Origin of the sequence: Zestomonas carbonaria (genome assembly GCF_904061905.1) — a bacterium.
GTDB classification, from domain to species: Bacteria; Pseudomonadota; Gammaproteobacteria; order Pseudomonadales; family Pseudomonadaceae; genus Aquipseudomonas; species Aquipseudomonas carbonaria.
The window spans coordinates 1-23,971 of the sequence record NZ_CAJFCI010000016.1; the positions used below are offsets into that span (position 1 = coordinate 1).

At 66.7% G+C, this 23,971-nt stretch carries 21 protein-coding genes and 1 other RNA gene; 5 read left to right on the forward strand and 17 right to left on the reverse strand.

The features are described 5' to 3' along the window. Positions 1 to 192: 192 nt before the first annotated feature. The gene (locus PSEWESI4_RS01820) at positions 193 to 438 is read left to right on the forward strand and encodes a hypothetical protein (protein WP_187669492.1); all 246 of its coding nucleotides are present in this window, start codon (positions 193 to 195) and stop codon (positions 436 to 438) included. A 39-nt stretch (positions 439 to 477) separates the two neighbouring features. Here PSEWESI4_RS01820 and PSEWESI4_RS01825 read toward each other — a convergent pair whose 3' ends face one another. After that, positions 478 to 3,387: an ATP-binding protein gene (locus tag PSEWESI4_RS01825; RefSeq protein ID WP_187669493.1), complete on the reverse strand. Its 2,910-nt coding sequence runs from the start codon at positions 3,385 to 3,387 to the stop codon at positions 478 to 480. 134 nt (positions 3,388 to 3,521) lie between these two features. On the opposite strand from PSEWESI4_RS01825, the gene ssrA reads away from it, so the two are divergent. Further along, positions 3,522 to 3,878: a transfer-messenger RNA gene (gene ssrA, locus PSEWESI4_RS01830) on the forward strand. A 319-nt stretch (positions 3,879 to 4,197) separates the two neighbouring features. On the opposite strand, the gene PSEWESI4_RS01835 is transcribed toward ssrA, so the two are convergent. The 8 genes from PSEWESI4_RS01835 to PSEWESI4_RS01870 form a co-directional block, all read right to left on the reverse strand. Next, positions 4,198 to 4,635 carry a lipocalin-like domain-containing protein gene (locus tag PSEWESI4_RS01835; protein ID WP_187669494.1) on the reverse strand — a complete coding sequence of 146 codons (438 nt, stop codon included), beginning with the start codon at positions 4,633 to 4,635 and terminating at the stop codon, positions 4,198 to 4,200. 4 nt (positions 4,636 to 4,639) lie between these two features. Further along, positions 4,640 to 5,476 (reverse strand): alpha/beta fold hydrolase, encoded by an 837-nt coding sequence (locus PSEWESI4_RS01840; RefSeq protein WP_187669495.1) that lies wholly within the window; start codon positions 5,474 to 5,476, stop codon positions 4,640 to 4,642. Then, entirely contained in the window at positions 5,473 to 6,432 is a 960-nt protein-coding gene (locus PSEWESI4_RS01845) for a VOC family protein (protein WP_187669496.1), read from the reverse strand. Before PSEWESI4_RS01845 ends, PSEWESI4_RS01840 begins: the two co-directional genes overlap by 4 nt. Positions 6,433 to 6,466: 34 nt before the next feature. Further along, on the reverse strand, positions 6,467 to 7,225 hold the full coding sequence (locus PSEWESI4_RS01850) for an SDR family NAD(P)-dependent oxidoreductase (protein WP_187669497.1): 759 nt from the start codon (positions 7,223 to 7,225) through the stop codon (positions 6,467 to 6,469). 68 nt (positions 7,226 to 7,293) lie between these two features. Further along, on the reverse strand, positions 7,294 to 8,742 hold the full coding sequence (gene iaaH / locus PSEWESI4_RS01855) for an indoleacetamide hydrolase (RefSeq protein ID WP_187669498.1): 1,449 nt from the start codon (positions 8,740 to 8,742) through the stop codon (positions 7,294 to 7,296). A gap of 26 nt (positions 8,743 to 8,768) precedes the next feature. Next, complete coding sequence (locus PSEWESI4_RS01860) at positions 8,769 to 10,091, reverse strand: zinc-binding metallopeptidase family protein (RefSeq protein WP_187669499.1); 1,323 nt, start codon at positions 10,089 to 10,091, stop codon at positions 8,769 to 8,771. A 9-nt stretch (positions 10,092 to 10,100) separates the two neighbouring features. Next, positions 10,101 to 11,126 carry a ring-hydroxylating dioxygenase ferredoxin reductase family protein gene (locus PSEWESI4_RS01865; RefSeq protein WP_187669500.1) on the reverse strand — a complete coding sequence of 342 codons (1,026 nt, stop codon included), beginning with the start codon at positions 11,124 to 11,126 and terminating at the stop codon, positions 10,101 to 10,103. A 414-nt stretch (positions 11,127 to 11,540) separates the two neighbouring features. After that, positions 11,541 to 12,443 carry a LysR family transcriptional regulator gene (locus PSEWESI4_RS01870; protein WP_187669501.1) on the reverse strand — a complete coding sequence of 301 codons (903 nt, stop codon included), beginning with the start codon at positions 12,441 to 12,443 and terminating at the stop codon, positions 11,541 to 11,543. Positions 12,444 to 12,544: 101 nt separating this feature from the next. On the opposite strand from PSEWESI4_RS01870, the gene PSEWESI4_RS01875 reads away from it, so the two are divergent. The 3 genes from PSEWESI4_RS01875 to PSEWESI4_RS01885 all read left to right on the forward strand — a co-directional run bounded on the left by PSEWESI4_RS01875 (position 12,545) and on the right by PSEWESI4_RS01885 (position 15,856). Continuing rightward, positions 12,545 to 13,729, forward strand: a complete 1,185-nt coding sequence (locus PSEWESI4_RS01875; protein ID WP_187669502.1) for an MFS transporter — start codon at positions 12,545 to 12,547, stop codon at positions 13,727 to 13,729. Between the two features lie 47 nt (positions 13,730 to 13,776). Further along, entirely contained in the window at positions 13,777 to 14,583 is an 807-nt protein-coding gene (dkgB, locus tag PSEWESI4_RS01880) for a 2,5-didehydrogluconate reductase DkgB (RefSeq protein ID WP_187669503.1), read from the forward strand. A gap of 154 nt (positions 14,584 to 14,737) precedes the next feature. Then, complete coding sequence (locus PSEWESI4_RS01885; RefSeq protein WP_187669504.1) at positions 14,738 to 15,856, forward strand: alkene reductase; 1,119 nt, start codon at positions 14,738 to 14,740, stop codon at positions 15,854 to 15,856. Here PSEWESI4_RS01885 and PSEWESI4_RS01890 read toward each other — a convergent pair. Genes PSEWESI4_RS01890 through trbE form a run of 8 tightly spaced genes read right to left on the reverse strand, consistent with a single transcriptional unit; the run spans position 15,819 to position 23,964 of the window. Continuing rightward, positions 15,819 to 16,064 (reverse strand): DUF2274 domain-containing protein, encoded by a 246-nt coding sequence (locus PSEWESI4_RS01890; protein ID WP_187669505.1) that lies wholly within the window; start codon positions 16,062 to 16,064, stop codon positions 15,819 to 15,821. The genes PSEWESI4_RS01885 and PSEWESI4_RS01890 overlap by 38 nt on opposite strands. Continuing rightward, positions 16,061 to 17,353: a TrbI/VirB10 family protein gene (locus PSEWESI4_RS01895; RefSeq protein WP_187669506.1), complete on the reverse strand. Its 1,293-nt coding sequence runs from the start codon at positions 17,351 to 17,353 to the stop codon at positions 16,061 to 16,063. Before PSEWESI4_RS01895 ends, PSEWESI4_RS01890 begins: the two co-directional genes overlap by 4 nt. A gap of 2 nt (positions 17,354 to 17,355) precedes the next feature. After that, complete coding sequence (gene trbG, locus PSEWESI4_RS01900) at positions 17,356 to 18,345, reverse strand: P-type conjugative transfer protein TrbG (protein WP_187669507.1); 990 nt, start codon at positions 18,343 to 18,345, stop codon at positions 17,356 to 17,358. Then, a complete protein-coding gene (trbF, locus tag PSEWESI4_RS01905) occupies positions 18,342 to 19,046 on the reverse strand; it encodes a conjugal transfer protein TrbF (protein ID WP_187669508.1) in 705 nt (234 codons plus the stop codon). The genes trbG and trbF overlap by 4 nt, the downstream gene beginning before the upstream one ends. 12 nt (positions 19,047 to 19,058) lie before the next feature. Continuing rightward, positions 19,059 to 20,447 (reverse strand): P-type conjugative transfer protein TrbL, encoded by a 1,389-nt coding sequence (gene trbL, locus PSEWESI4_RS01910; protein ID WP_187669509.1) that lies wholly within the window; start codon positions 20,445 to 20,447, stop codon positions 19,059 to 19,061. Then, positions 20,444 to 20,776 carry a hypothetical protein gene (locus PSEWESI4_RS01915; protein ID WP_187669510.1) on the reverse strand — a complete coding sequence of 111 codons (333 nt, stop codon included), beginning with the start codon at positions 20,774 to 20,776 and terminating at the stop codon, positions 20,444 to 20,446. The genes trbL and PSEWESI4_RS01915 overlap by 4 nt, the downstream gene beginning before the upstream one ends. 12 nt (positions 20,777 to 20,788) lie before the next feature. Continuing rightward, positions 20,789 to 21,517, reverse strand: a complete 729-nt coding sequence (trbJ, locus tag PSEWESI4_RS01920; RefSeq protein WP_187669511.1) for a P-type conjugative transfer protein TrbJ — start codon at positions 21,515 to 21,517, stop codon at positions 20,789 to 20,791. After that, positions 21,514 to 23,964 carry a conjugal transfer protein TrbE gene (gene trbE, locus PSEWESI4_RS01925; protein ID WP_187669512.1) on the reverse strand — a complete coding sequence of 817 codons (2,451 nt, stop codon included), beginning with the start codon at positions 23,962 to 23,964 and terminating at the stop codon, positions 21,514 to 21,516. The genes trbJ and trbE overlap by 4 nt, the downstream gene beginning before the upstream one ends. Between the last annotated feature and the right edge of the window lie 7 nt (positions 23,965 to 23,971).

Genomic DNA, 23,971 nt, shown 5'->3' on the forward strand with positions numbered 1-23,971 from the left:
CGGATCAAGGTGATCAAACGCATGGCCTATGGCTTCCGGGACTCGGACTACTTCTTCCTGAAAATCAAGGCCGCCTTCCCCGGGAAAGCGCGATGAACCCTTTTTTTGCGGCGGCATTCCGACGACACCCACCGGCCGAATGGCGCAGGCTTTCCTATACTCAAAAGCCCACCCATTCATGGGAGAACCGCAATGCGCCGCCTCAGCCTCCTGTTTGCCGCCCTGCTGTTCAGTACCCCACTGTGGGCCATGCACTGCCCGCAGGACATGGCCAAGATCGACCAACTGCTGCAAAGCAACCCGCCCAGCGACCCCGCCGTGCTGGCCCAGGTGCAGAAACTGCGTGCCGAGGGTGAAGAACTGCACAAGGCAGGCAACCACTCCGAATCGGTGAAAGTGCTCGGCGAAGCCCTGCAACTGCTCGAAGCCAGCGAGTAGCCACGTTATCGGCCCGGGCCCCCGCCGATAAAGGGGCCCTCAGGCCGTCTGCCCCAGCAACGACATGGCCAGCCGGCGCACCTGCTGCAGGTCCACCGGCTTGGCCAGGCAACCCTGGGCGCCGCGATGGCGGGCTTCGGCGAAGGCTTCCTCGTCGGCCGCCGCGCTGATCACCAGCACCGGCACCTCATGCAGGCGCACGGAGCGGCGCAGGTAGTCGAGCACTTCGAGCCCGTCGCCATCCGGCAGGTCGAGATCGAGCAGCACCAGGGCCGGCGTCGCCGTCTCCAGCTCGGCGAGCGCCCGCTGCACGGTGGCCACCCCACGCACTTCCGCGAGATCGCGCAACCCCTCCTGCAACACCTTCAGGCAGGCCGGATGGTCCTCGACGCACAACACCTCGGCCAGCGGCCGTGACTCAGGCGCCGGAGTGGATGCCTGGACGTCGTCCGTATCGACTGGAGCGGCCGCGCCGGGCAGGTCGATCCAGAAGCGGCTGCCCTCGCCCGGCGCACTGCGCAGGCCGATCTCGCCATCCATCAGCTCGGCCAGCTCACGGCACAGCACCAGGCCGATGCCGGCGCCGGGAATGCTGGAGTTTTCCCAGCCGAGCCGCTGGAACGGCTGGAACAGGCGCTCCTGCTGCTCCTCGCTGAGCCCCGGACCGCTGTCCTCGACCCACAGCCGCACGCAGCTCGGGCGCACCTCGTAGCCCAGGCTGACCAGGCCGTGCGGGCTGTTGTACTTGATCGCGTTGGACAGCAGGTTGAGCAACACCTGGCGCAGCCGGCGCACGTCGCCGAGCACGTACAGCGGCGGATCGACGGGCATCACCTGCAACTGCTGCTGGCGCTGCTGCACCTCCGGTTGGATCAGCTCGGCACAGCCGGCCAGCAAGGCACCGACCTCCACCGGCTTGAGCTGCAGTTGCTGGCGCCGGCTCTCGATGCTCGACAGGTCGAGGATGTCGTCGACCAGCGAGGTCAGGTGGCGGCTGGCATTGACGATCTCCCGCGCGTAGCCGAGCACCGGCTGGGCATCACCCTGCTCCTCGGCCTCCAGCTCGATCAGTTGGCCAAAGCCGTGGATGGCATTGAGCGGCGTGCGCAGCTCGTGGCTCATGCTGGACAGGAAGCGGCTCTTCGCCTGGCTGGCGGCCTGGGCCTCCAGGCTGGCGCGGCGCAGGTCTTCCTGTACCTGCTTCAGGCGGGTGATGTCGACGTGGGTGCCGGCGATCTTGGTCGCGAAGCCATAGGCGTCCCGTTCGAGCACCTGGCCACGGCTGAGCAGCCAGGCGTAGCGCCCTTCGGCGTCGGCGAAACGGTACTCGGCATCGAAGACATCCTCGCTCTCGCGGCATTGCAGGCGCAGGCGGCGCACGCGGTCTCGATCGTCGGGATGGACACGCTCGTTGTACTCGACCAGCGGCACCTGGTCGCGTTGCAGGCCGAAACGGCGGATGAAGCGCTCGCCCAGCTTGAAGGTCAGGGTCTCGCCATCCATCTCCCAGAGGCTTTCGGTGGTGCTTTCCAGCACCAGCTCCAGCTTGCGCTGGGCGCGTTCGCGCTCCGCCTCGCTGGCCTGCAACTGCGCGCCGGCCTGGCTGACCGCCTCGCCCATGACGACCAGTTCGTCGATCGAACTGCTCGGCGCAGGCGGCTGGTAATCGCCCTGGCCGAGCTTGCGCAACATGCCGGCGATCCCCTGCAACGGCTCGGCCAGTTCGCCGCTCAGGCGCCGCGAGCGCCGCCACATCCAGGCGAAGAACAGCGCATAGAAGGACAGCAGGCCGGCGATCAGCAGGTAGCCGATCTGCCGGTAGTGTTCCGCCAGGCGGTTGGTCTCCTGGAAGATGTTCGCCTCGTCGACCACCAGCAGCAGGCGCCAGCCGGTCTGCGGGATCTCGCTCCAGGCCACCAGTTGCTTGCGCCCGCCGAGCGACACCTCGCGCACGTCGCTGCCGCTCGCGGCCATCGCCTCCAGCAGCGGCTGCAATTCGCTGCGCTTGCCGAGGTTGAAATCCTCGGGCTTGAAGGTTTCCTGCTGCACCGCCTGGCGATAGGCGTACTGGGTCAGCTCGCTGACACCGAAGTCGCGCTCGCCGGCCTTGGGCAGCGCCATGATGTTGTTGTCGCGGCTGACCAGCATCGCGTAACCCTGCCAGGGCACTTGCAGGCTGCCGATCTCGGCGAGCATGTTGTTGATGGTGATGTCCAGGCCGACCACCCCTTCGAGGAAGTCGCCGCGATACACCGGGGCGATCCCCGACATCATCCAGCCCTGCCCGGCCGGGTCCAGGTAGACGTCGGTCCAGGCCACCTTGCGCTCCGGGTTGTGGCGGGCGTCGGCGAGGTAATAGAAGTTGTAGTTGGGGATCACCATGTCGTGCGGATAGCGATCCGGGGTCATGAAGAACGGATAGATGCGGTTGTAGCTGTCCCAACTGTTGAAGTAGACCGCCGCCACCAGCGGGTTGGCCTCGTGGATCGAGCGCATCAGCGGGTCGACGTGCATCAGCCGCAGGGCCTTGGCGTGATCCTGGCGCTCGGGCGGCGTGCCATTCGCATAGAAGGAAGCCGCGCGGCCATCGTCGCTGCGGCTGTAGAACACCCCGCTCGGGGTCATCGCGTGGCGCTGGCGCTCCAGCTCGTCCGGCTGCAGGTCCGGGTCGAGCAACGCGCGCGTCACCGCGTCGCGATAGATGCGCACCTGCGCCTCGATGGCCTGCAGCCGGCTGTCGATGACCTGCCCCTCGCGGCGCACCGCGGCGGCCAGGTCCTGCACCGCGCTCTCCTGCAGGTGATCGATCTGCGAATCGCGAATCGCCGCGTTGGTCAGCAGATACACCGCGATCAACACCGACTCGACCAGGATCAGCGGAATCAGCGCGCTCTGCACGAAGGCTCGCCAGATCCACTGGCGCAAGGGATAACGAGATGATCGCGGCATGGACGTCCCTGAGTCGACGACGGCAAAGAGCGCATCATAACGATTGTCGGACAGCAGCAGGGCACTCCGATGGTCGACTCGACGGAACCTTTGCCGTAGACTGCGTGTCCCTCCTGTGTACCCACAGAGGTTTTGGGGCCGATTAGGATTCGACGCCGGTAACGAAACTTGAGGGGCATGCCGAGTAGGTGACAGTTCTCGTAAATCCGCTGCCACAACTTCATAGTTGCCAACGACGACAACTACGCTCTGGCCGCCTAAGGGCGCCAGCAGACCCTAGGGGATGCCTGTAAACCCGAAGATTTGGTCTGTCAGATAGAACAGGATCGCCGCCAAGTTCGCTGTAGACGTAACGGCTAAAACTCATACAGCTCGCTCCAAGCACCCTGCCACTCGGGCGGCGCGGAGTTAACTCAGTAGAGATGGCTAAGCATGTAGAACCGATAGCGGAGAGCTGGCGGACGGGGGTTCAAATCCCCCCGGCTCCACCAAACAACCATCAAAGACGTCCTCGGACGTCTTTTTTTGTGCCTGAAACCCAGTAAATACGGGACCTCCAGCGCTATTACGATCCGATAGCGTCCAGCAGGATCCACGAAACTCGGTATTCCAAGTGGTATTCCAAGCCATCGATTGGTCATTCTTGGAATACCGGAACCGCTCTTGGAAAACCTATGTTCGCCCATGCTAGCCGCCTCTCGGACCTCGCCATGCTTCAGGCCGAGATCACCGAGCCTTGGACGCCTCCAGGATCCAGGAAGGTTTGAGCCCTTCGGCCGCCCCTCTGCCGACCTACCGGGGCTGGGGCAGTCAAGCATCGACCGGAACGGCCCGCCGCCAGACGAGCCTGGCGGTGCGCGCTTCCGGGGTACCCTCCTCGAGGCGCGCGGTCAGCGCCAGCACGTCCCCATCCAGAACCGCCACCCGGCGCTGCGTGCCGCCCCCCCAGTTGGGGAACAGGCTGTGGCGCACATGGTGCTGGATAACATCCCCCTGCACCTCGTAGCCCCCCGCGTAGGTCAGGTAGCTGCCGTAGGCGGCGGCCTTCTCCGCATCGCTGGCCGACCATTGCCCGCCGCTACGGAACGGCTCGCGGTTCTTCCTGGCGACCACGCAGAACATGCCGTGCGGCCCGTATTCGATGAAGCCCTCCAGTTCCACGCCCATCGGGTGGACCACGCGGCCGTCGTCGTAGAGCTGTTCCCAGGCGAGGATTTCCCAGCGGCCCTGGATGTCTGCTGCGTTCATGGCGTTACTCCGGCGTTTTAATGAGGAAATCCATCAGCAGGCGGATGAACTCCCCTGCCCGCTCGATCTGCACCCAGTGCCCGCACTCGCCGAACACGTGCAGTTGCGCATGGGGGATCAGGCGCAACATGCGCTCGGAGACCTCCAGCGGAATCACCTGGTCGTCGCGGCCATGGATCAGCAAGGTTTGCTGGGGCAGGTCGCGTAGCGCGTCCTCGGGCAGCGCGAGCATCTCCACGCCCTGCTGGCGTGGCGCGGGGAACAGCCGGGCGAAGCGCGTTTGCACGTCGTCGCGGATGCTGGCCTCGTAGCGCATGCGCACCAGGTCGTCGTTGATCAGCGAATGGTCGTAGGCGAACACGCCCATCAGCTCGCCCATGGCCTGCAGCGAGGGTTGGTAGCCCCAGACCTTCTCCAGGCCCTCGGTGATGGGGAAGGAAAGCCCCGCCGAGCCCATCAGCACCAGGCGCTTCACCCGTTGCGGATGGCGCTGGGCCAGGGCCAGGGCGATGGCGCCGCCGAAGGAGTTGCCGACCACCGAGACGCTGGCGATGTCCAGGGCGTCGAGCAGGCCGGTCAGTTGCTTGACCCAGGCTTCGGGGTCCAGCCGGCGCTCGCCGGGGCACTGGGTGTAGCCGAAGCCGAGCATGTCCGGGGCGATCACCCGGGCGCGCGCGGAGAGTTCGGGGATCACCCCGCGCCAGTTGGCCCAGGCGGTGACGCCCGGGCCGGAACCGTGGATCAGCAGGATCGGTTCGCCCTTGCCCTGGTCGTGGTAGTTGATGGTGCAGTCGCCGATGCGAAGGCTGTTGGCGATTTCTGGCGATGTCCGGGTAGTCATTGTCTGGCCTTTGCGGTCTGGCTGGTGGTAACGACGGGAGCACGCATGCCCTGCGCGGCCAGGCGCTTGAGAATCTGCCTGGCCTCCTCGCGCTTGTCCGGCGGCAGCCAGGTGCGGTCGTGCCCCCACAGGCTCATGCCCTGCAGTTCTTCCACCTCCCAGTCGGGGCCGATGGTGCGCCCGGCCCAGCCGAGCTCGAACATCCAGCCGTCGGGGTTCTTCAGGTAGAAGGAGGTGACGTGGTCGTTGATGTGCCGGCCGAGGGTGACGCCGATGCACTCGGGGTCGGCCAGCGCCATGTCGTAGGCCCGCCCGAGGTCGTCGAAGTCGTTGTACTCCAGCATCATGTGGTAGATCTTCGCCGGCCCGCCGGTGTGGGCGATGCCCAGGGTGTGGTGGCGCGGGTTGACGTGGAGGAACTCGACGCGGAACGGCGCCCGGGCGCGGTCGCTGACCTTGAAGCCCAGCACCTCCTTGTAGAGGTGGCACATCTGCTCGAAGTGCGCGGTGATCAGCGCCACGTGGCCGATGCCCAGCTCGCCGGTGCGGAAACCGCCCAGCGGGCGCCCCGGCACGAAGGGGCTGGCGGCGTCGGCCAGGCCCCAGGCCACTTCGATGCGCACACCGTCGGGGTCGCGGAAATGCAGCATTCCGGCGACGCCGCGCAGGGCGTTCTCCTGCTCTGTGCCGCGGGTGATCGGGTAGCCCGCCGCCGTCAATGCCTGGGCGGCCTGCTCCAGCTCCTCCGCGTCCCCGACCTCGAAGCCCATGCCCATGCTGGGTTCGCCTTCGCAGGCTTCGAGCAGCAGGCGCTGGACCTTCTGGTCGGCGCGCAGGCGCACGCAGCGCCCCGGCTCGACCACCTCCACCTGCAGGCCGATGTGTTCCGCCGCCTGCTTCTGCCAGGCCGGCAGGTTGGGTGTGCCGACTATCACGTAGCTCAGTGCCCTGATCATGCTTGCGCCTCTCCTGCGCTGGTCCATGTGTGTGTCATTCCGCCGACATCCCGCCATCGACCGAGAGGGTGGCCCCGGTGACGTAGGAGGCCTGCCCGGAAAGCAGCCACAGCAGCGCCGCGCAGACTTCCCCGGGCTGGCCGATGCGCCGCATGGGCACGCCGTCGTCGTACAGGTGCTCGTCGCCGCCGGTGACGCGGTCGAAGCTCGGCGTCTTGATCGGCCCCGGGCAGAGGGCGTTCACTCGGATGCCGCGGGTCGCGTAGTCCAGCGCCGCAGCGCGGGTGGCGCCGACGATGCCGTGCTTGGCGGCCACGTAGCCGGCGGTGCGCGGCATCGCCTTGAGGCCGAAGATCGAGGCGTTGTTGACGATGGAGCCGCCGCCCGTGCGCAGCATCGCCTCGGCTTCGAATCGCATCATGTAGAGGACGCCCTTGAGGTTGATGTCGACCACCTCGTCGAGCTCTGCCAGGGGCGTTTCGTGGATGTCGTGGAACGCGCGCTGCAGGCCGGCGTTGTTGAAGGCGCCGTCGAGCCGCCCGTAGTACTTCATGGCCAATTCGACCAGCGCTTGGCAGTCGGCGGGCTTCGCCACATCGGTGACCCGGAACAGCGCCTGGCCACCCGCCGCGACGATCTCCTCGACCACCGCCAGGCCGGCCTGCGGGTTGCGATTGCCCAGCACCACACGGGCGCCAGCCCTGGCCAGGGCCAGGCAGGCATCTCGGCCCATGCCGCTGCCCCCGCCGGTGACGATGATCACCCGGTCACGCAGTTGGTAGTCCACACTCATCCACTAACCCTCCTGGACGTGAAAAAGAGGCGCCGGCCGAGAGGCTCCCGGACGGCCGGGCACCGCACTCAGGCCAGCGGGATGCGCCCCAGCAATGCTTCGAGGGCAATGCCGATGGCCAGCAGGCGACGGTCGGTCCCGGGCCTGGCATCCAGTTCCAACCCGACCGGCATGCCACTGCGGCTGCCCAGGCCGATCGGCATCTGGATGCACGGCAGGCCGGCGCTGGCGGCCGGCTCGGTGTTCTGGATCAGGCGTTCGAAGCATTCCGGCAGGTTGACCTCGTCGCTGGCCAACGGCGCGACGATGGTGGTGGTCGGGAATACCAGGGCGTCCAGGCCGTGCTGCTCGAACAGGTCCTGGTAGTGCTCCATCAGCGCCTGGCGGCCGCCGTTCCGCGCCGCTGCGTAAACGGGCCCGACGTCGACCAGGCCCTGGTTGCCGGGAACCTTCCTCGGCAGTACCCACTGCTCATAGATGGCCCGCACGTCCGGGCTGTGGATAGCCTCGGCCAGCTCGCGAATATCGATGCCGGAACCCTGCTCGCGCAGATAGGCGACCATGTCGTCGTAGGCTTCGTGGATCACCACCGGAAAACCGATCGGCTGGTTCAGTGCCTGGAGGTGCGAGCCCGCCACGTCCACCAGGGTCACGCCGTGGTCGCGCAGCTTCGCCAGGGCCGCCTCGGCGACCTCCCGCGTGTCCGCATCCAGGTTGCTCCAGAACTCCTGGACGACGCCCAGGCGCAGGCTGCCCAGGGTCACCGGCGGCAGCGCATGGTCGTCGCAGATCAGCGCATCGAGCAGGGCGACGTCGGCCATGCACAGGGCCATGGGGCCAATGGTGTCGCGGCTGCGGGCAATCGGGATCACGCCATGGTCCGGGTAGCGGTCACGGCTCGGACGCAATGACGAGCAGCCGTTCAACGCACAGGGGATGCGCATCGAGCCGCCGGTATCGGTCCCCAGGGCGGCCAGGGCCATGCGCGCGCCGAGGGCCACGGCGCTGCCGGAAGAGGAGCCGCCGGCGATGCGCTCGCTGTCGTAGGCATTGCGCACCCCGGGCCGGCTGCCGCTGTTGAAGGCGCCGTTGTAGCCCGTGGCGCCGAAGGCCAGCTCATGCATGTTGGTCTTGCCCAGCAGGATCGCCCCGGCCTCGCGGAGCTTCTGCACCGCCAGCGCGTCGTGCCGGGGAACGAAGCTGGCGAACGCCGGCGTACCGGCGGTACAGGGCAGCCCAGCGACATGGATGTTGTCCTTGACCACGATGGGAATGCCGCTCAGCGGCTTCAGCGGCTGGCCGGCGCGGCGGGCGGCATCGGCGGCGCGTGCCGCGGCCAGCGCCCCCTCCCCGTCCAGCGTCACGTAGACATTCAGCTCCCGCCCCTCCTCGGCACGCTCCAGGCAGGCCCGGACCAGCTCGGTGCTGCTGAGGACGCCATCGCGGAAGGCGGCCTGGGCCTCGGCGATGGTCAGGTCGGTGGCGGCGGGAGCGGCCATGGCGTCGAAAAGCTTCATACGATCTCCTTGCGAGAACTGGCCCTCTAGAGGCCCAATTCACTGCGTGGCCTGGTCAGGGTATCGATCAGCGCGTACATGATTTTCTTCGCGCAGGGGATCAGGTCCGGGATGTAGGTCGCCCCCATGCCGCCCAGGCCCTCGGCGACCGGCAGCGGCGCCCCCTGCGCCGGCCACGGCCAGCCGATCCGCGCGGTGGGGATGCCGAGACGGCGCAACGCGGCACCATCGGTCTGCCCGCCGAGCGGATCGGCCTCGCCATGCGGGCGATGCTCGATGTGCTCCCAGCCACGCCGGCACGACTGGATGATCCAGTTCTGCGGATCGGTACTGCCGCCGGCGACCGAGCCGTACATTTCCCAGTCGAGGACCAGTTCGGGGCGCCGCGCCTGCAAGTCGCGGACGAAGGCGGCGAACTGCGCCTTGACCCCGGCCGGGCTGGTGCGCGGGTTGATGCGCACGTCGAAGAAGATCTCGGTGACCGCCGAGGGGAAGGCCGGGCGCTCCGGGTTGCCGCCGCGCACCCCGGCGATCCAGCCGTGCGGCTTGATCTGTCCGGAAGCGTTGCGCTCGGCATAGTCGATGATCCACTGCTCGAGCTCCTGGATCACCGTCGCCGCCGGCACCACCGAGCTGCGGAAGCCCGGCGTGCCGCGCGGTACGCCGGCATAGCCGAGGGTGCCGTGCACGCGCAGCTTGAACCAGCCCATGCCCGGCTCTTCGTGGTAGACCCAGTTCCACGGCTTCATGACGATGGCGAAGTCCGGCGAACCACCACGGTTGAGCAGGTGCGTCACGCCGTTGGACATGCCGGCGTGCTGGCGCGCCGAGACGTCCACCGGCATGCCGCCGTCGGCCATGCCCACCAGCAGGTCGCCGACCAGCGGCACCTCGGCCTCGATCAGCGCGGTGGCCACCTCGGTCAGGGTGGCGACCATGCCTTTCGGATTGGAAGCGCCGAGACCGAATACCCAATCGTCGACCCTCTGCGCCGAGGGCTGCATATCCGCCTCTAGGGCCTCGCCGGTGAGGATCTTCTCGGCCTCGTCGAGTTCCAGGTGGGTATCGAGCGGCGCATAGAGCAGCACGCTGGCGCCACCGCCGCTGCCGCGCACTTCGGCCAGCACGTTACCGCTGGTGAAGCTCATCGGCTGGTAGCGGGCACGCATGCCGATGCTCTCCAGGTGCTTGGCCATGTGCTCGCTGGCGGCACGCGCGGCGCCGGTCGGGCTGTGGATGTCGGTGATGGCGAACAACAGGTTCTGCAGGCGTCGTGGATCGATCCTGGCGCAGGCCTGTTCGTACCACTTCATCTGCTCGGCGGAAAAAGCGACGGGGGTGGTTTGCATGGCGGTTCCTCAATGACTGGCCACAAACTGTTCGGCGAAGATGTTCGCGGGATCGGCGCCCAGTTCGATCAGCCGCGCGGTGGCGGCGTCGATCATCGGTTGCGGGCCGCACAGGTAGGCGACGGTATCGGCACTGACGTCGCCCTCGCGCAGGGCGCTGACCGGGCTGCCGTGGTGCAGGCCGTCGCGCGGTTCGCGGTCCACGCAGATGCGCGCCTCGAGGGTCGGCAGCCATTGCTGGCGCAGTTCGATGTCGTCGAGGCAGAACAGCGCATCGGGCACCGCGCAGCCGAAGCTGAGCAGCATCGGCGGCTTGCGTCCGCCGCCCTGGCGCAGGGCGTCGATCATCGACAGGATCGGCGCCAGGCCGGTGCCGCCAGCGACGAAGATGTGTGGCGAACGTCGCTTCTCCTCGCGCAGGAAGAACGCCCCGTAGGGCCCGCTTAGGGTCAGCACGTCATCGTTGCTGGCCTTCTCCTCCAGGTAGCTGGACATCGCACCGCCCGGCAACAGGCGGATCAGGAACTCCAGCTTGGGCAGCTCGGCCGTGGTGCTCGACGGCGAGTAGCTGCGCACCACGCCGTAGCCGGGCACCTCGATCTGCATGAATTGCCCGGGGCGGAACTCCAGCCAGTCGCCCTCGGCCAGTTCCAGGGTCAGGCGTATCACGTTGCTGGCGATGCGCTCGACCGAGTCGACGAAGGCATGTACCTCGTGGGCCACGCTGGAGCCGACCTCGCTGCCATAGCCGAGCTCGAAGGTGCAGTCCGACTGCGCCTGGCACAGGCACAGCAGGCGCTGGCCGGCGGCGTACTCGCTGGCCAGCAGGGTCGAGCTGGCACCCTGGCGGGTATTCGCCTCGCCGTCGGCGAGCTGGGCGATGCAGCTCGAACAACTGCCGGAGCGACACTGGAAGAGCACCGGCATTTCGGCGGCCAGCGCGGCATCGAGGATGGTCGTGTCGGCGGGGACGCTGAAGCTGCGGCTGACGCCGTCGGCGAAATTCAGGGTGACTTGGTACTGCGTGTCTTTCATGGCTGGTCGGCTCCCAGGCAAACATCGGGGTCCGGCGGCAAGGGCCGGAAGCAAGGCATGGCTCGATCTTAAAAAGCCGCCCGGTGGCCGGCGCTCCCATGGGCTACGGGCTTATCCCGGCAGCGCAAAAACCTCCACGGCAAAGGTGACGGGCAAAAAAGTTCTGGTGTCAAGTCTTTCGTGAAAATCACGCAAGGCTTGAAACCGCATATGGGACAGTAGGTTAGCTCTTTTGGGGGCCGCGTTGCAGGGCAGCGGCTTGGCGGGCTAGGAGCCACATAAGAGCGTCGCAGTAGAAAGCCGAGGCGCACTAGGTCGGGGATGGCCGGCAGCAAGCGCGCTGCCTCATCAACGACCGAAGGAACGTTGCGCCTGAATATGGTAGCGCAATTGATGCCTCCGCTTCACCCTCGTTCATTCTTCAAAGGCGCGTTTGCCCAATCGCTGCACCACATGATCGACGAAAGAGGTGATGCGCGATGACAGCGCTGTGTTGCGATAGTAAACAGCATTGATGGACTGCCGCACATCGAGAGTCTGCCTGGAAAAAAGCTGGACAAGCCGCCCCGCCTGGCGATCCTCGCGGGTCATGAAGTCCGACAGGCACACGATGCCCGCGCCCGACAGCGCGAGGTGCCGCAGCGTCTCGCCGCTCGACGAGGCGATGGTGGGTTTGATGTGCACCGGGTTCTCGCTGCTGTCGCGCAGCGGCCATTCGTTCAGGGATTCGGGCTGTGTGAAGCCCAACAGTACGTGCTGCGAGAGTTCCGCCACCTTCAAAGGCGTGCCGTGGCGTTGCAGATAGTCGGGGCTGGCCAGCACCCGGATTCGACTGCTTCCGATGGGGCGGGCGTGCAGCGTCGAGTCCTTCAGCACGCCGATGCGGAATGCCACGTCGGTACGCTTCTCGATCAGATCAGTGATGCCTTCGTTGCTGGTGAGCTGCAACTCCACTTGCGGATAGCGCTCACGAAAGCCATCCACTAACGGCGCGACAACGTGCAGCATGAAGGGCGTAGCGGCGTCCACGCGCAGGCGGCCCGCAGGCTGCTCCAGGCGGGCCGCCATCTGTTCCTCGACGGCATCCACTGACGCGACGATCGCACGGGCCTGCGTCAAGAAGGCCGAGCCTTCCTCCGTCAGTTCCAGCCGCCGCGTGGTTCGTCGAAGCAGCGTCGTGCGCAGCTTGCGCTCCAGCCGGCCCAGCGCGCGGCTGATGCCAGAGACGGTCTGCTCAAGCTGCTCCGCCGCCGCCGTGATCGAGCCGGTATCGACCACCGCAATGAACACCTGCATTTCGTCGAGGGTGATCTTCATTCTTGATCCTGAATCAATAGTCTTCTGCTTATAGATGGCTTTTTCGGCAACTGCAAACGCTGGACACTGCTCGCATCCCGCAACCTCCTTCGGATGCAGCCATGCCACTCGCCCTGTTCGCCCTGACCCTGGCCGCCTTCGCCATCGGCACCACCGAGTTCGTCATCGTCGGCCTGATCCCGACCATCGCGACCGACCTCGGCGTCAGCGTGCCCTCGGCCGGCCTACTGGTCAGCCTGTACGCCCTGAGCGTGGCCGTCGGCGCACCGCTGCTGACCGCGGCCACGGGCCGGGTGCCGCGCAAGGCGCTGCTGGTCGGGCTGATGGCGTTGTTCACCCTCGGCAATCTGGTTGCCTGGCAGGCGCCGGGCTACGGCACGCTGGTCGCCGCGCGCGTGCTGACCGGCCTGGCGCACGGCGTGTTCTTCTCCGTCGGCTCGATCATCGCCACCGGCCTGGTGCCGCGCGAGAAGGCCGCCAGTGCCATCGCCACGATGTTCAGCGGCATGACCGTGGCCTTCGTCACCGGCATCCCGCTGGGCACCTTCATCGGCCAGCATTTCGGCTGGCACGCCACCTTCCTGGCGGTGTCGCTGTTCGGCCTGGTGGCGCTGCTCGGTGCGCTGGCCTTCGTGCCGCGGAACATCCCCCACACGCCGCCGGCGCCGTTGCGCCGGCAGGCCCGGGTGCTAATGCAGCCGCGCCTGCTGCTGGTCTATGCAATGACGGCAGTAGGCTACGGCGGGTCGCTGATCGCCTTCACCTTCCTCGCGCCGATCCTGCAAGACATCGCCGGCTTTGCACCGGGAATGGTTGGCGCGGTGCTGCTGGCCTACGGCGTGTCGGTGGCGGCCGGCAACGTCTGGGGCGGCCGATTGGCCGACCGCAAGGGGCCGGTGAGCGCGCTCAAGACCATCTTCCTGCTACTGGCGGCGGTGCTGCTGGTATTGACCTTCACCGCGCCGAGCAAGCCGCTGGTGGTACTGACTGTGCTCGCCTGGGGCGCGGTGGCCTTCGGCAACGTACCGGGCCTGCAAGTGTACGTAGTGCAGCAGGCCGAACGAGTTGCGCCCGAAGCAGTTGATGTCGCCTCCGGTTTCAACATCGCCGCCTTTAACCTCGGCGTGGCTGGCGGCGCCTGGGCCGGGGCGCTGGTCGTGGATCACCTCGGCCTCACGCATACCCCCTGGATCGCTGCGCTGGTAACGCTTGGCGCCTTGGGTTTGACCGTACTGAGCGGGCGTATTGATCGCCGAGCCGCGATGGGACAGCCGGCGGCCGCATGAATCCTGAGTCGTTTTTTTCTCGCTCGTCAACTTAACAGGAGCATTCCATGAGCAACATTCCTTCCTTCGGCGTTGGCACCTTCCGACTGACCGGCCAAACCGTTATCGACTCGGTGCGCAACGCGCTCGACCTTGGCTACCGTGCCGTGGATACGGCGCAGATTTATGGCAACGAAGCCGAGGTCGGCCAAGCCTTGGCGGGGAGCGGTGTGCCGCGCACCGATCTGTTCGTCACAACCAAAATCTGGATCGACAACTATGCCAAGGACAAGTTGATTCCAAGCCTGCGTGACAGCCTCGCCAAGCTGCGCACCGACTATGTGGATCTGACCCTGATCCACTGGCCGGCCCCCGGCAACGGCGTCGAACCGTCCGAATACATGAGCGCGCTGGCAGAGGCCAAGGCGCTGGGCCTGACCCGGCAGATCGGCGTCTCCAATTTCAACATCGAGCTGACGCAGCAGGCCATCGCCGTAGTCGGCAAGGACGCGATTGCCACCAACCAGATCGAGCTGAGTCCCTACTTGCAGAACCGCAAGTTGGTCGCTTTCCTCAAGGAACAGGGCATCGCCGTCACGTCATACATGACGCTGGCCTACGGAAAGGTGCTGAAAGATCCGGTGATCGGCCAGATCGCGCGCAAACACAACGCTACGCCGGCGCAGGTGACGTTGGCCTGGGCGCTGCAACTGGGCTATGCGGTGATCCCGTCTTCGACCAAGCGCGAAAACCTGGCGAGCAACCTGCTGGCACAGCAACTGCGTCTGGACGACGAGGATATGGCGCAGATCGCCGCGCTGGAGCGCAACGGCCGCGAAGTCAGCCCGGACGGCCTGGCCCCGAAGTGGGACTAACTGCAAGCCCTGCGTGCGGCTGGCTCCGATCACATCAGCCCGCACTTTCGCCGCAATCAGCGGCCGCTCGGCGATACCTCCCACGAGATCGCCGAGTACGTCCTGCCCCTATTTCATTCGGCCGACGCGAGCGTGTCGGCCTTGGAGTCCTGTGATGCCTAATGCCACCGACCCTCTCTTTCGGCCGCTCACACTTGGCGGCCTCGATCTGCCCAACCGCATCGTGATGCCACCGATGACGCGCTCGCGTGCCAGCCAGCCTGGGGATGTGCCAAACAGGCTGATGGCCGAGTATTACGCACAACGCGCCAGCGCCGGCCTGATCGTCAGCGAAGGCACGTGGATCTCACCAATGGGCAAGGGCTACGCATGGACGCCTGGCATACATACGCCCGAACAGGTCGCCGGCTGGCGCTTGGTCACTGACGCGGTTCACGCCGTTGGCGGACGCATCTTCGCCCAACTCTGGCACGTCGGCCGCTTGAGCCACACCACCCTGCTCGGCGGCCAGTCGCCCGTGTCTTCGTCTGCATTGCAGGCCGAAGGCGTCAACGTATTCGTCCCCGACAGCGGGGGCAAGCCGGGGTTCGTGCAAGCATCCATGCCACGGGCGCTGGCCACGACCGAGGTGCGCGAGATTGTCGAACAGTTCCGGCAGGCGGCGCGCAATGCGGTCGATGCCGGCTTCGACGGTGTGGAACTGCACGCAGCCAATGGCTACCTGGTGAACCAGTTCATCGACTCCAATGCCAACGATCGCACCGATGAATACGGCGGTTCGCTGGAGAACCGGCTTCGATTCCTCGATGAAGTTGCACGAGCGCTGGCCGATGGTCTGGGCGATGCTCGCCGCGTTGGCATCCGGTTGGCGCCGCTGACCACACTCAACGGCTGCGTGGATGCAGACCCCGAAATCACGTACGCCGCTGCCGCGAAGCTGCTAGGTGAAATCGGTGTGGGCTACATTCACATCGCCGAAGCCGACTGGGACGATGCACCAGACATGCCGGTTGTGTTCAAGCGGCGGCTGCGCGAAGCGTTTCCCGGCACACTGATCTACGCGGGCAAATACACCGCCGAGCGCGCCCGGCAGGCTCTGATTGAAGGTTGGGCCGACCTGATCGCCTTCGGTCGTCCCTTCGTCGCCAACCCCGACCTGCCCGAGCGCTTGCGCCTTGAAGCGCAGCTCAACACGCATGACCGCGACACACTATTTGGTGGTGGAGCACACGGCCTCACCGACTATCCGAGCCTAGATGCTTTGGCGGTTTAGAACCTTTCCTAAACCCCCGATCTCCCGCCATGAAGGCTTCCAGCATGTGTGGAATCAGCGTCACGGCATCGACCGTCTCGCCATACGCCTGCGCGTGCAGCGCAGCGTAGCGGTCGAGGTCGGCTTTCAGGCTAGCCGGGCATGAGAATGTGACCTTGGTGCTCTCGGTCTTGGGCAGCGGCCCAAGCCGCAGTTTGCGCGTCGTCATCGTGAAGTCCCCCGATTGAAGAACAGCGGCTGGTATGGCCGCAGCACCAGATCCCGGTTGACGATGATGCGCACCGGCAGGCCCGGTCGCTCCGTCAGCGTGGGCTGGATGTTGAGGTTGCGCCGGGTCATCTCCTGGCCGACCTGATTGATGCTGTCCTGCGCGCTGTCGCGCCCGGCGATGATGATGCGATCGCCGTCCTGGCGGTTCTCCGGCGCGGCCAGCTCGGCACCGACGCCCAGCAGCGTGGTCAGCACCGCACCGGCGAAGATGCGATCCCAATGCCAATCGACGCCATCCTCCAGGCCGGCGTAGCCGGCCGGGTCAGTGCCGGCCAGGTTATCGAGCGCGAGCGAAGACGTGTCGGGCAGGATGATCCGGTTCCAGACGACTTGAACGCGGCTCTGCCCGTAGCTGACCTGGCTGTTGTAGCGGCCCAGGATGCGCGAACCCTGCGGGATCAGCAGGAAGCGTCCGGTGGCCGTGTCATAGACCGGCTCCGTCACCGTGGCGATCACGTCGCCCGGTAGATCGGACTTGATACCCGTCACCAGCGCCCCGGCGATCACCGTGCCGGCCATCACTTGATACGGCGATGCCGGCATTTGCAGGTTGCCGGAATTACGGGTTGCCGTGGTTCCGCCTTGCTGGAACGCCTCCTTCTGGTCTTGCCTGTTCTGCACGGCCGTCGGGTCGGCAGGCTGGGCCGCCGTCGAAGCCGGCCCGGCCGCCATCGGGTCGAAGGCCGCATTGGCGGCGAAGCCCGGCGCGGCAGCCACCTGCGACTGCGCCACCGGCGCGGCTTGCTGGGTGCCGGTGCGGAAGAATACCGACGATGTGGCCGCTTCCTCGGCCTCCTTCAAGTGGGCCAGGCGTTCGGCCTCGACCGGGTCGTGACCGGATGTGGCGTAGGCGGCCACGGCCGGCTGCTGCGAATTCACGATGGCCGGTCCAAGGTCGCCCGGCAGCGGCGGCCCCAGCTCGGGCACGTCGGGAGGCAAGGACGGCGGCAGCTTGGAATAGTCGGCTGGAAGCTGATCGAGTCCTTCGGAGCGTGAAACGCGATCCACGTTGTAAAGCTCGGTCTGCTCGTTGGCCGCGCGCCGCTGCGGTTGCAACGACCACATCAGCGCGCCGAGCACGGCGACCGACAGGCCGCCGGCGAGGATGGCCAGCGTGCGCCGGTTCAGCCGTGTGACCGGACGCGGCTGGGCGCGCAGCGCCACCGCTTCGGGTTCGACCTTGCCCGCTTGCGGCGCGGCAACGTCGGGAGTGTCATCCTGGCTCATGGTCAGTTCCTCCGCGTGCCATCCGTGCGCTCGATGCGCACCACGTCGCCACCGTCCCCGCCCAAGCGCAGTTCGGCCGCACCGAACAGCCGATCGACGATGTAGTACGGCGGGCGGAAGCGGTAGTTCACCAGTTGCCCGTCGCCCTGCGCTCCGATCACGAACAGCGGCGGCAGCTCTCCCTGGGCGATGCCCGCGGGGAACTGGATATAGACCTTCTCGCCGTCGTCGAAAGCGCGCAGCGGCTTCCACGGCGGATTGCTGCCGCTGATCGCGTAGCGGAAGCGGATGCGCTCAAGCGACAGGCCGGTATCGACCGGCGTGGTCGCCTGCGCGGCCTGCGCCTGGCGCTGCAAGGCCAGCATCCGATCTCTCGGGTAGTCCCAGGACACTGACGCCATCCAGGCGCCTTCGGTCGAAGTGAGTTCCAGCAGGTATGTCCGGCGGCTGGTGGTGATGACCAAGTTCGTCTTCAACCCGGAACGGATCGGCTTGACCAGCACATTGATGCGCAGCTCGTCGCCGCTGCCGCTGGACGTGTCGCCGACGATCCAGCGCACGGTATCGCCAGCGGCGACCGTCACCAGTTCTTCGCCGGGCTGGAGCGAAACCACTGTGACGCGGCCCGGCGCGGCATAGACCTGATACAGCGCACCATCGGTGTACGGCCAGACCTGAATCGCGTTGACGTAGCCCTCGCGCGTGGGCGCGATGCGTGCCTCGGCATTGGCCTTCGACACTCGCACGGTTTCGTCGGCCGGCTCTGGTGCGGGCTTGTCTTCGTCCACCTCCGGCAGCGGCTTCAACTGCGCCGGCATCGGCAGCACCGTTGGCACCTCCACGACTTCGACCGGCATGGGCGGTTCGGGCAGCGGCTGCGCCTGCACGGGTTCCTCGAGCGAAATGGTCGGTGGCGGCTTGCCCTGCGTAGCGCAGCCCGACAGGGCAAAAAGCAACAACGGCAAGGTGTAAAAGCGGAAAGGCAGGCTCATGGCTTGGCTCCTTCGGAAGAATCCAGCTCGCGGCTCCACGACAGGCCGTTGACGTAGATGCCCAGCGGGTTGTGGCGCAGACGTTCCTCGGTGCGCGGGGTTTGCAGCACGATGGACACCACGGCCGTCCACCGCTCCAGCCCGGCGGCCGCGCCATTGACGTAGCGGCGTTCCGTCCAGCGCACGTTGAAAGACGTGTTGCTGGCGCGCACGACACTGGTGATCTGCACCGTCACCGATTCGCGGCCGATGCGTGCGAACGGGTCGTTGGTGCGGGCGTGGTCGTTGAGCACGGCCGCGCCCCTGTCGGTGGTGTAGTCGTAGGCATCCAGCCAGTTCTGCCGCACCACGATGGGGTCGATGGACAGCGATCGAACCAGCGTGATGAAGCGCGCGATGTGGTACGCCGTCTGCGCGTCGTTGGGCCGGTACGGCGTGGCCGCTTCACCCACTGCGCGTACCTGGCCGGCGTTGTCCACTTCCACCACATAGGGCGTCACGAAGGACTGCGCCGAACGCCAGACCAGGCCGCCAGCCATCAGCAGCGCCAGCGCCAGGCAGCCGAAGGCCATCAGCCGCCAGTTCTTCGCCTGCGCGCGGGCCGAGCCGATACGGTCGTCCCACACCTGCGCGGCGGATTGATAGGGAGTGGCAGGCTGCGGCGTATCGGCATAGCGCACCTGCGGTCGCTTGAATCGCATGGTCGTCTCTCCTTATGAATCGGAATCGCGCAGGCTTGGGCCTTGCCCTGAGCCGCCGCCATCGCCACCGCGCAGCGTGTGGGCGGTGGTGGTCGCGGCATGGGTCATCTGCTGACGGCGGTGCAGGCGCTTGGCCCAGGCCGGTTGCTTCTGCCCGGCGGCGGCCGGGGCATCGCCTTCGGCTGCGCTCCCTTGGGCGGCGGCGCCGCTGGCCGCTGCCGCACCGCCGCCAGAAGCCGGTGCCGCGCCGTCGGCGCGGAAAGCGGCTGCTGTCCGGTCTTTGAGCGAGCGCGCCCCGGCGGCGGCCTTTTGGCCGGCAGCCTGCGCGCCGGTCTTGGCGACGTTGCCCAGGCCCGCCATCGCGCCTTTGGCGCCGCCGCCGGCTGCGGCAGAACCCGTCTGGAATGCCGACCGGGCGCTGCTGGCCGTCGAAGCGGCGGCCCGCGCACCGCTACCGGCCAGCTTGGCGGCAGCCGGCGCCATGCGCGCCCCGGCCATGACCGCGCCGCCCACGCCAGTCGCGGCGGCACCAATGGCAACGCCTGTGCCAACAGCGCCGACAGCGGCACCAGCCATCGCGCCCGCGCCAAGCTGCGGCGCACCGGATACGAGGCCCGTGGCGATGCCCGGCCCGAAGATGCCCAAGGCCAGCAGCGCAAGCGAGGCCAGCATCACGACCAGGGCATGGTCGATGGAGGGTTCATCCGGCACGGTCTGGAACTCGGCGAACAGACCCGAACCGATGCCGACGATGACGGCCAGCACCAGTACCTTGACGCCAGACGACACCACGTTGCCGAGCACCTTTTCTGCCAGGAAGCTCGTCTTGTTCCAGAGCGCGAAGGGCACCAGCACGAAGCCGGCGAGCGTGGTCAGCTTGAACTCAATCAGGGTGATGAAAAGCTGCACCGCCAGCACGAAGAAGCAGAGGATCACCACCAGCCAGGCGAGGAACATCACCACGATGGGGTCGATGTTCACGAACACCTCGGGGAACCCGGCCATCTCACCGATCTGCTCCAGAATCGGCGCCCCGGCGTCGATGCCGGTCTTGGCGAGCCGGCCCGGTTGCAGGAAGTTCTCCATCGTGATGGCCGAGCCGGTGGCCGTCAGGCCCAAGCCGGCGAACGAGCGGAACACGATGCCGGCCAGCCAGTTGAAGTTGCCGATGATGTAGGCGAAGGCACCGACGTAGAGCACCTTGCGCAGCAGCTTGGCGATCACGTCTTCGCCCTGGCCGGTCGCGTGGCTCATGGCCCAATACAGGCCGGCGATGGTCATGTCGATGACGATGAGCGTGGCGGTCAGGAACGCCACTTCGCCTTGCAACAGTCCAAAGCCCGAGTCGATGTAGCGCGAGAACGTGTCCAAGAAGCGGTCGATGATGGTCACGTCGTTCATGGCGCGTCCTCGTGTGCGGACAAGGCCGGCGTTTCACTGCCATCGGTGGGTTCGTCGAAGCTCGGAGGAATCGGCGGCAGGTCTGCCAGCGTCCGGTATTCGTCCGGCCCGGTCTGGCCGGCGAAGAAGCGCCGCCGGAACGCCTCGGCGGCGGCGCGGCAGGCGTCCTCGCCCACGGCTTTCCGGTCGGCCGCGCATTGCGTGCGCAGCGCCTTGAGCCGCACGGGATCGGCGGCCAAGGCATTGGCCAAGTCTTCGGCCTGCTGCTGGCCGCACGCGTTCAGCAGCAGGGCCAGCAGCGAAGCCGACAGGGCGAGGACGCATCGCATGGCTGTCTCCCGTCAGTTGCCGTAGAAGTCCACGCGCTGCGGCGTGTAAGGCGTGCCGGTGCCAAGGAAGCGCCGCCGCACTTCACGGGCGCGCTCAGTGGCCGCCGCCTGCCGCGCCAGTTCCAGCGAGGCCGCACGGTCTTGCGTGATCTGGAGCTGCTGAGCCTGGATGGACTGCTTCGCCTGCAAGGCAAGGAGTTGGTTCGTCGCCTGCATCGCTTGCAGCGCGCCGGTGGCGGACTGGCTCTGGCTGACCAGATCGGCCAGCGCGCTTTCGTCTTGGGTCAGGTTCTGCGACACCTGGGCTTGCATCCGCATCGCGGTGTGCAGGCCGTTGAGCGTGTTCTTCCAACGATCCTGCGCATCGCGGAACATCTGATCGCCACTGACGGTTGCGGCGTACTGCTCGGGGTACAGGCGTGCGAACTCCCGATCCATGTTCTGCACGTCGTAGGCCAGTCCTTGCGCTTCGGCGATCAGGCGTTCGGTGGTGGCGAGCGTCGAGCGCAGGCGGTTGACGATGTTGAAGTCGAGATTCGCCAGATTGCGCGCCTGGTTCATCAACATCTGTGCTTCGTTTTGAAGCTGGTTGATCTGGTTGTTGATCTGCTCCATCGTGCGGATCGCGGTCAGCGTGTTCTGCACGAGGTTCGTGGGATCGACCACGACCCATTGCGCCTGGACGCTGGAAACAGTGCAGAGCATGGCCGCGACGGCGGCGGCGAGAAAACGCTTCTTCATGGCAGGTTCTCCAGTGGTTGGGGGTTGAGGAACGAAACGGCCGCCGGTGCGGACGGCAGCAGGTCGGCGGCCCAATCGAGGCCGCGATGGCGCAGCCACGCGCCGGCGAAGCCGGGTGCGCCGGCCTGCGTCAGCACGCGGTCGATGTCGCGTTGGTCTTGCGGTGTGGATGCGCCCGCGAACGCGAGTGCGGCCGGCCCCAGGTCGAGGTCGAACAGGCGATTGCCGAGGCGCGATTGGTAGTAGTAGTCGCGCTTGGGCTGCGCGGTGGCGACGATTTCGATTTGCCGGCTGTTAAGGCCGAAGCCCTCGTAGATCGTGCGAATCTGCGGCTCGGTGGCCTGCGGGTTAGGTAAGAAAATCCTGCTCGCGCAGCTTTCGATGATGGCTGGCGCAATGGTCGAATCCTTGATGTCGGCCAGCGACTGCGTGGCAAAGATGACGCTGACGTTCTTTTTCCTGAGCGTCTTGAGCCATTGGCGGATGCGGGCCGCGAAAGACGGCTCATCGAGGAACAGCCACGCCTCATCGAGAATCAGCAGCGTGGGCGCACCGTCGAAACGCTCGTCGAAGCGGGCGAACAGGTAGCGCAGCACCGCTTGCACTGCGGCGGGGCTGTGCATCAGTTCTTCCATCTCGAAGCCCTGCACGCCGGCCATGCCCAGCCGGTCGTGGTCGGCGTCCAGCAGCTTTCCGTGCGCGCCGCCCAGGACACAAGGCGCGAGTGCCTGGCGCAGCGCGTTCGATTGCAGCAGCACGGAAAGCCCGGTCATCGTGCGCTGTTCCTGCGGCGCACCGGCGAGGCTGCCCAGCGCCGACCAGATGGCCACCTTCTCGTCCGGGCCGACGGTCACGCCTTCATGCAGCAGGCGACCTTCAACCCATTCGGCGGCCCAGGAGCGGTAGCCCTCATGGTCGATGCGGGCGAGCGGCTGGAACGCGATGCCGCCATCGGCGCCCAGGTCGTAGTGCTCGCCGCCCAGGCCGAGGATGGTGGCGCGCATGGATCGGCCCATGTCGAAGGCGAAGATCCGCGAGCCGAAGTAGCGGCGGAACTGCAAGGCCAGCGTCGCCAGCAGTACCGACTTGCCCATGCCGGTGGGGCCAGCGACCAGCGTATGTCCCACGTCGCCGATGTGCGTCACAAGCCGGAACGGCGTCGCGCCATCGGTGCGCGTGACGATCAGCGGCGGGCCGTCGAGGTGGTCGTTCTTCTCCGGCCCGGCCCACACCGCCGACAGCGGCATCATGTGCGCCAGGTTCAGCGTCGAGACGATGGGCTGGCGCACGTTCGCGTAGGCGTTGCCGGGGATGGACGACAGCCACGCATCGACCGCGTTCAAGGTTTCGGGAATGGTCACGAAACCGCGGCCCTGGATGACGCGCTCCACCATGCGCAGCTTCTCGTCCGCCACGGCCGGGTCGGCATCGAGCACCGTCACTGTGGCGGTGAGATAGCCGAACGCGACTTGATCGCTGCCCAGTTCCTGCAAGGCCGCGTCGGCGTCGGCGGCCTTGTTGCTGGCGTCGGTATCGACCAGCGGGCTTTCCTGCTGGAAGATCGTTTCGCGCAGCAGCGCAACGACGTTCTTCCGTTTCGCAAACCACTGGCGGCGCAGGCGGCCGAGTTCCTTTTCCGCCTCGGCCTTGTCCATGCAAAGAAAGCGCGTGCTCCAGCGATAGGCAAAGCCCAGGCGGTTGAGGTCGTCCAGAATCCCGGGCCACGTCGAGGTCGGGAAGCCGCGCACCGACACCACGCGCAGGTGCTGGTCGCCCAGCATGGGCGCGAGACCACCGACCAGGGCGGAGTCGGCCAGCAGCGCGTCGATGTGAAACGGCACTTCGGGCATGCACACGCGGTAGCGCCGCGTCGAGACGGTCGCGTGCAGGTAGGTCAGCGTTTCGGCGTCATCGAGCCAGGCGATTTCCGGCATGACGCCATCGAGCAGGTCGAACACGCGATCCGTTTCAGCCACGAAAGCATCGAGTCGGCCGTCCCAATCCACGCCATCGCCGGGCGAGTTCTCGTAGAGCAACTTCGCCGCGCGGGCGCGGGATTCCTCCGGCGGCAGGAAAGCCACCGTCAGGTGATAGGCGCTCTCGAAGTGATGGCCCGATTCCTCGAACGCGGCGCGGCGTTCTTCATCGACCAGCCAGGACAACGGTTCGGGAAAGTCGGAATGCGGATAGTCGGCGGCGGATTGGCGCTCGGCCTCGATGAACAAGGCCCAGCCAGAACCCAGTCGGCGCAGCGCGTTGTTGAGCCGTGCAGACGCGGCGATCAACTCGCCTTGCGTGGCGCTGTCCAGATCGGGGCCGCGGAATCGTGCCGTGCGCTGGAAACTGCCGTCCTTATTCAAGACGACGCCGGGCGCGACCAGCCCGGCCCACGGCAGCCAGTCAGCAAGCAAGGCCGGGCGCTGGCGGTATTCGGCAAGGTTCAGCATCGCGGCG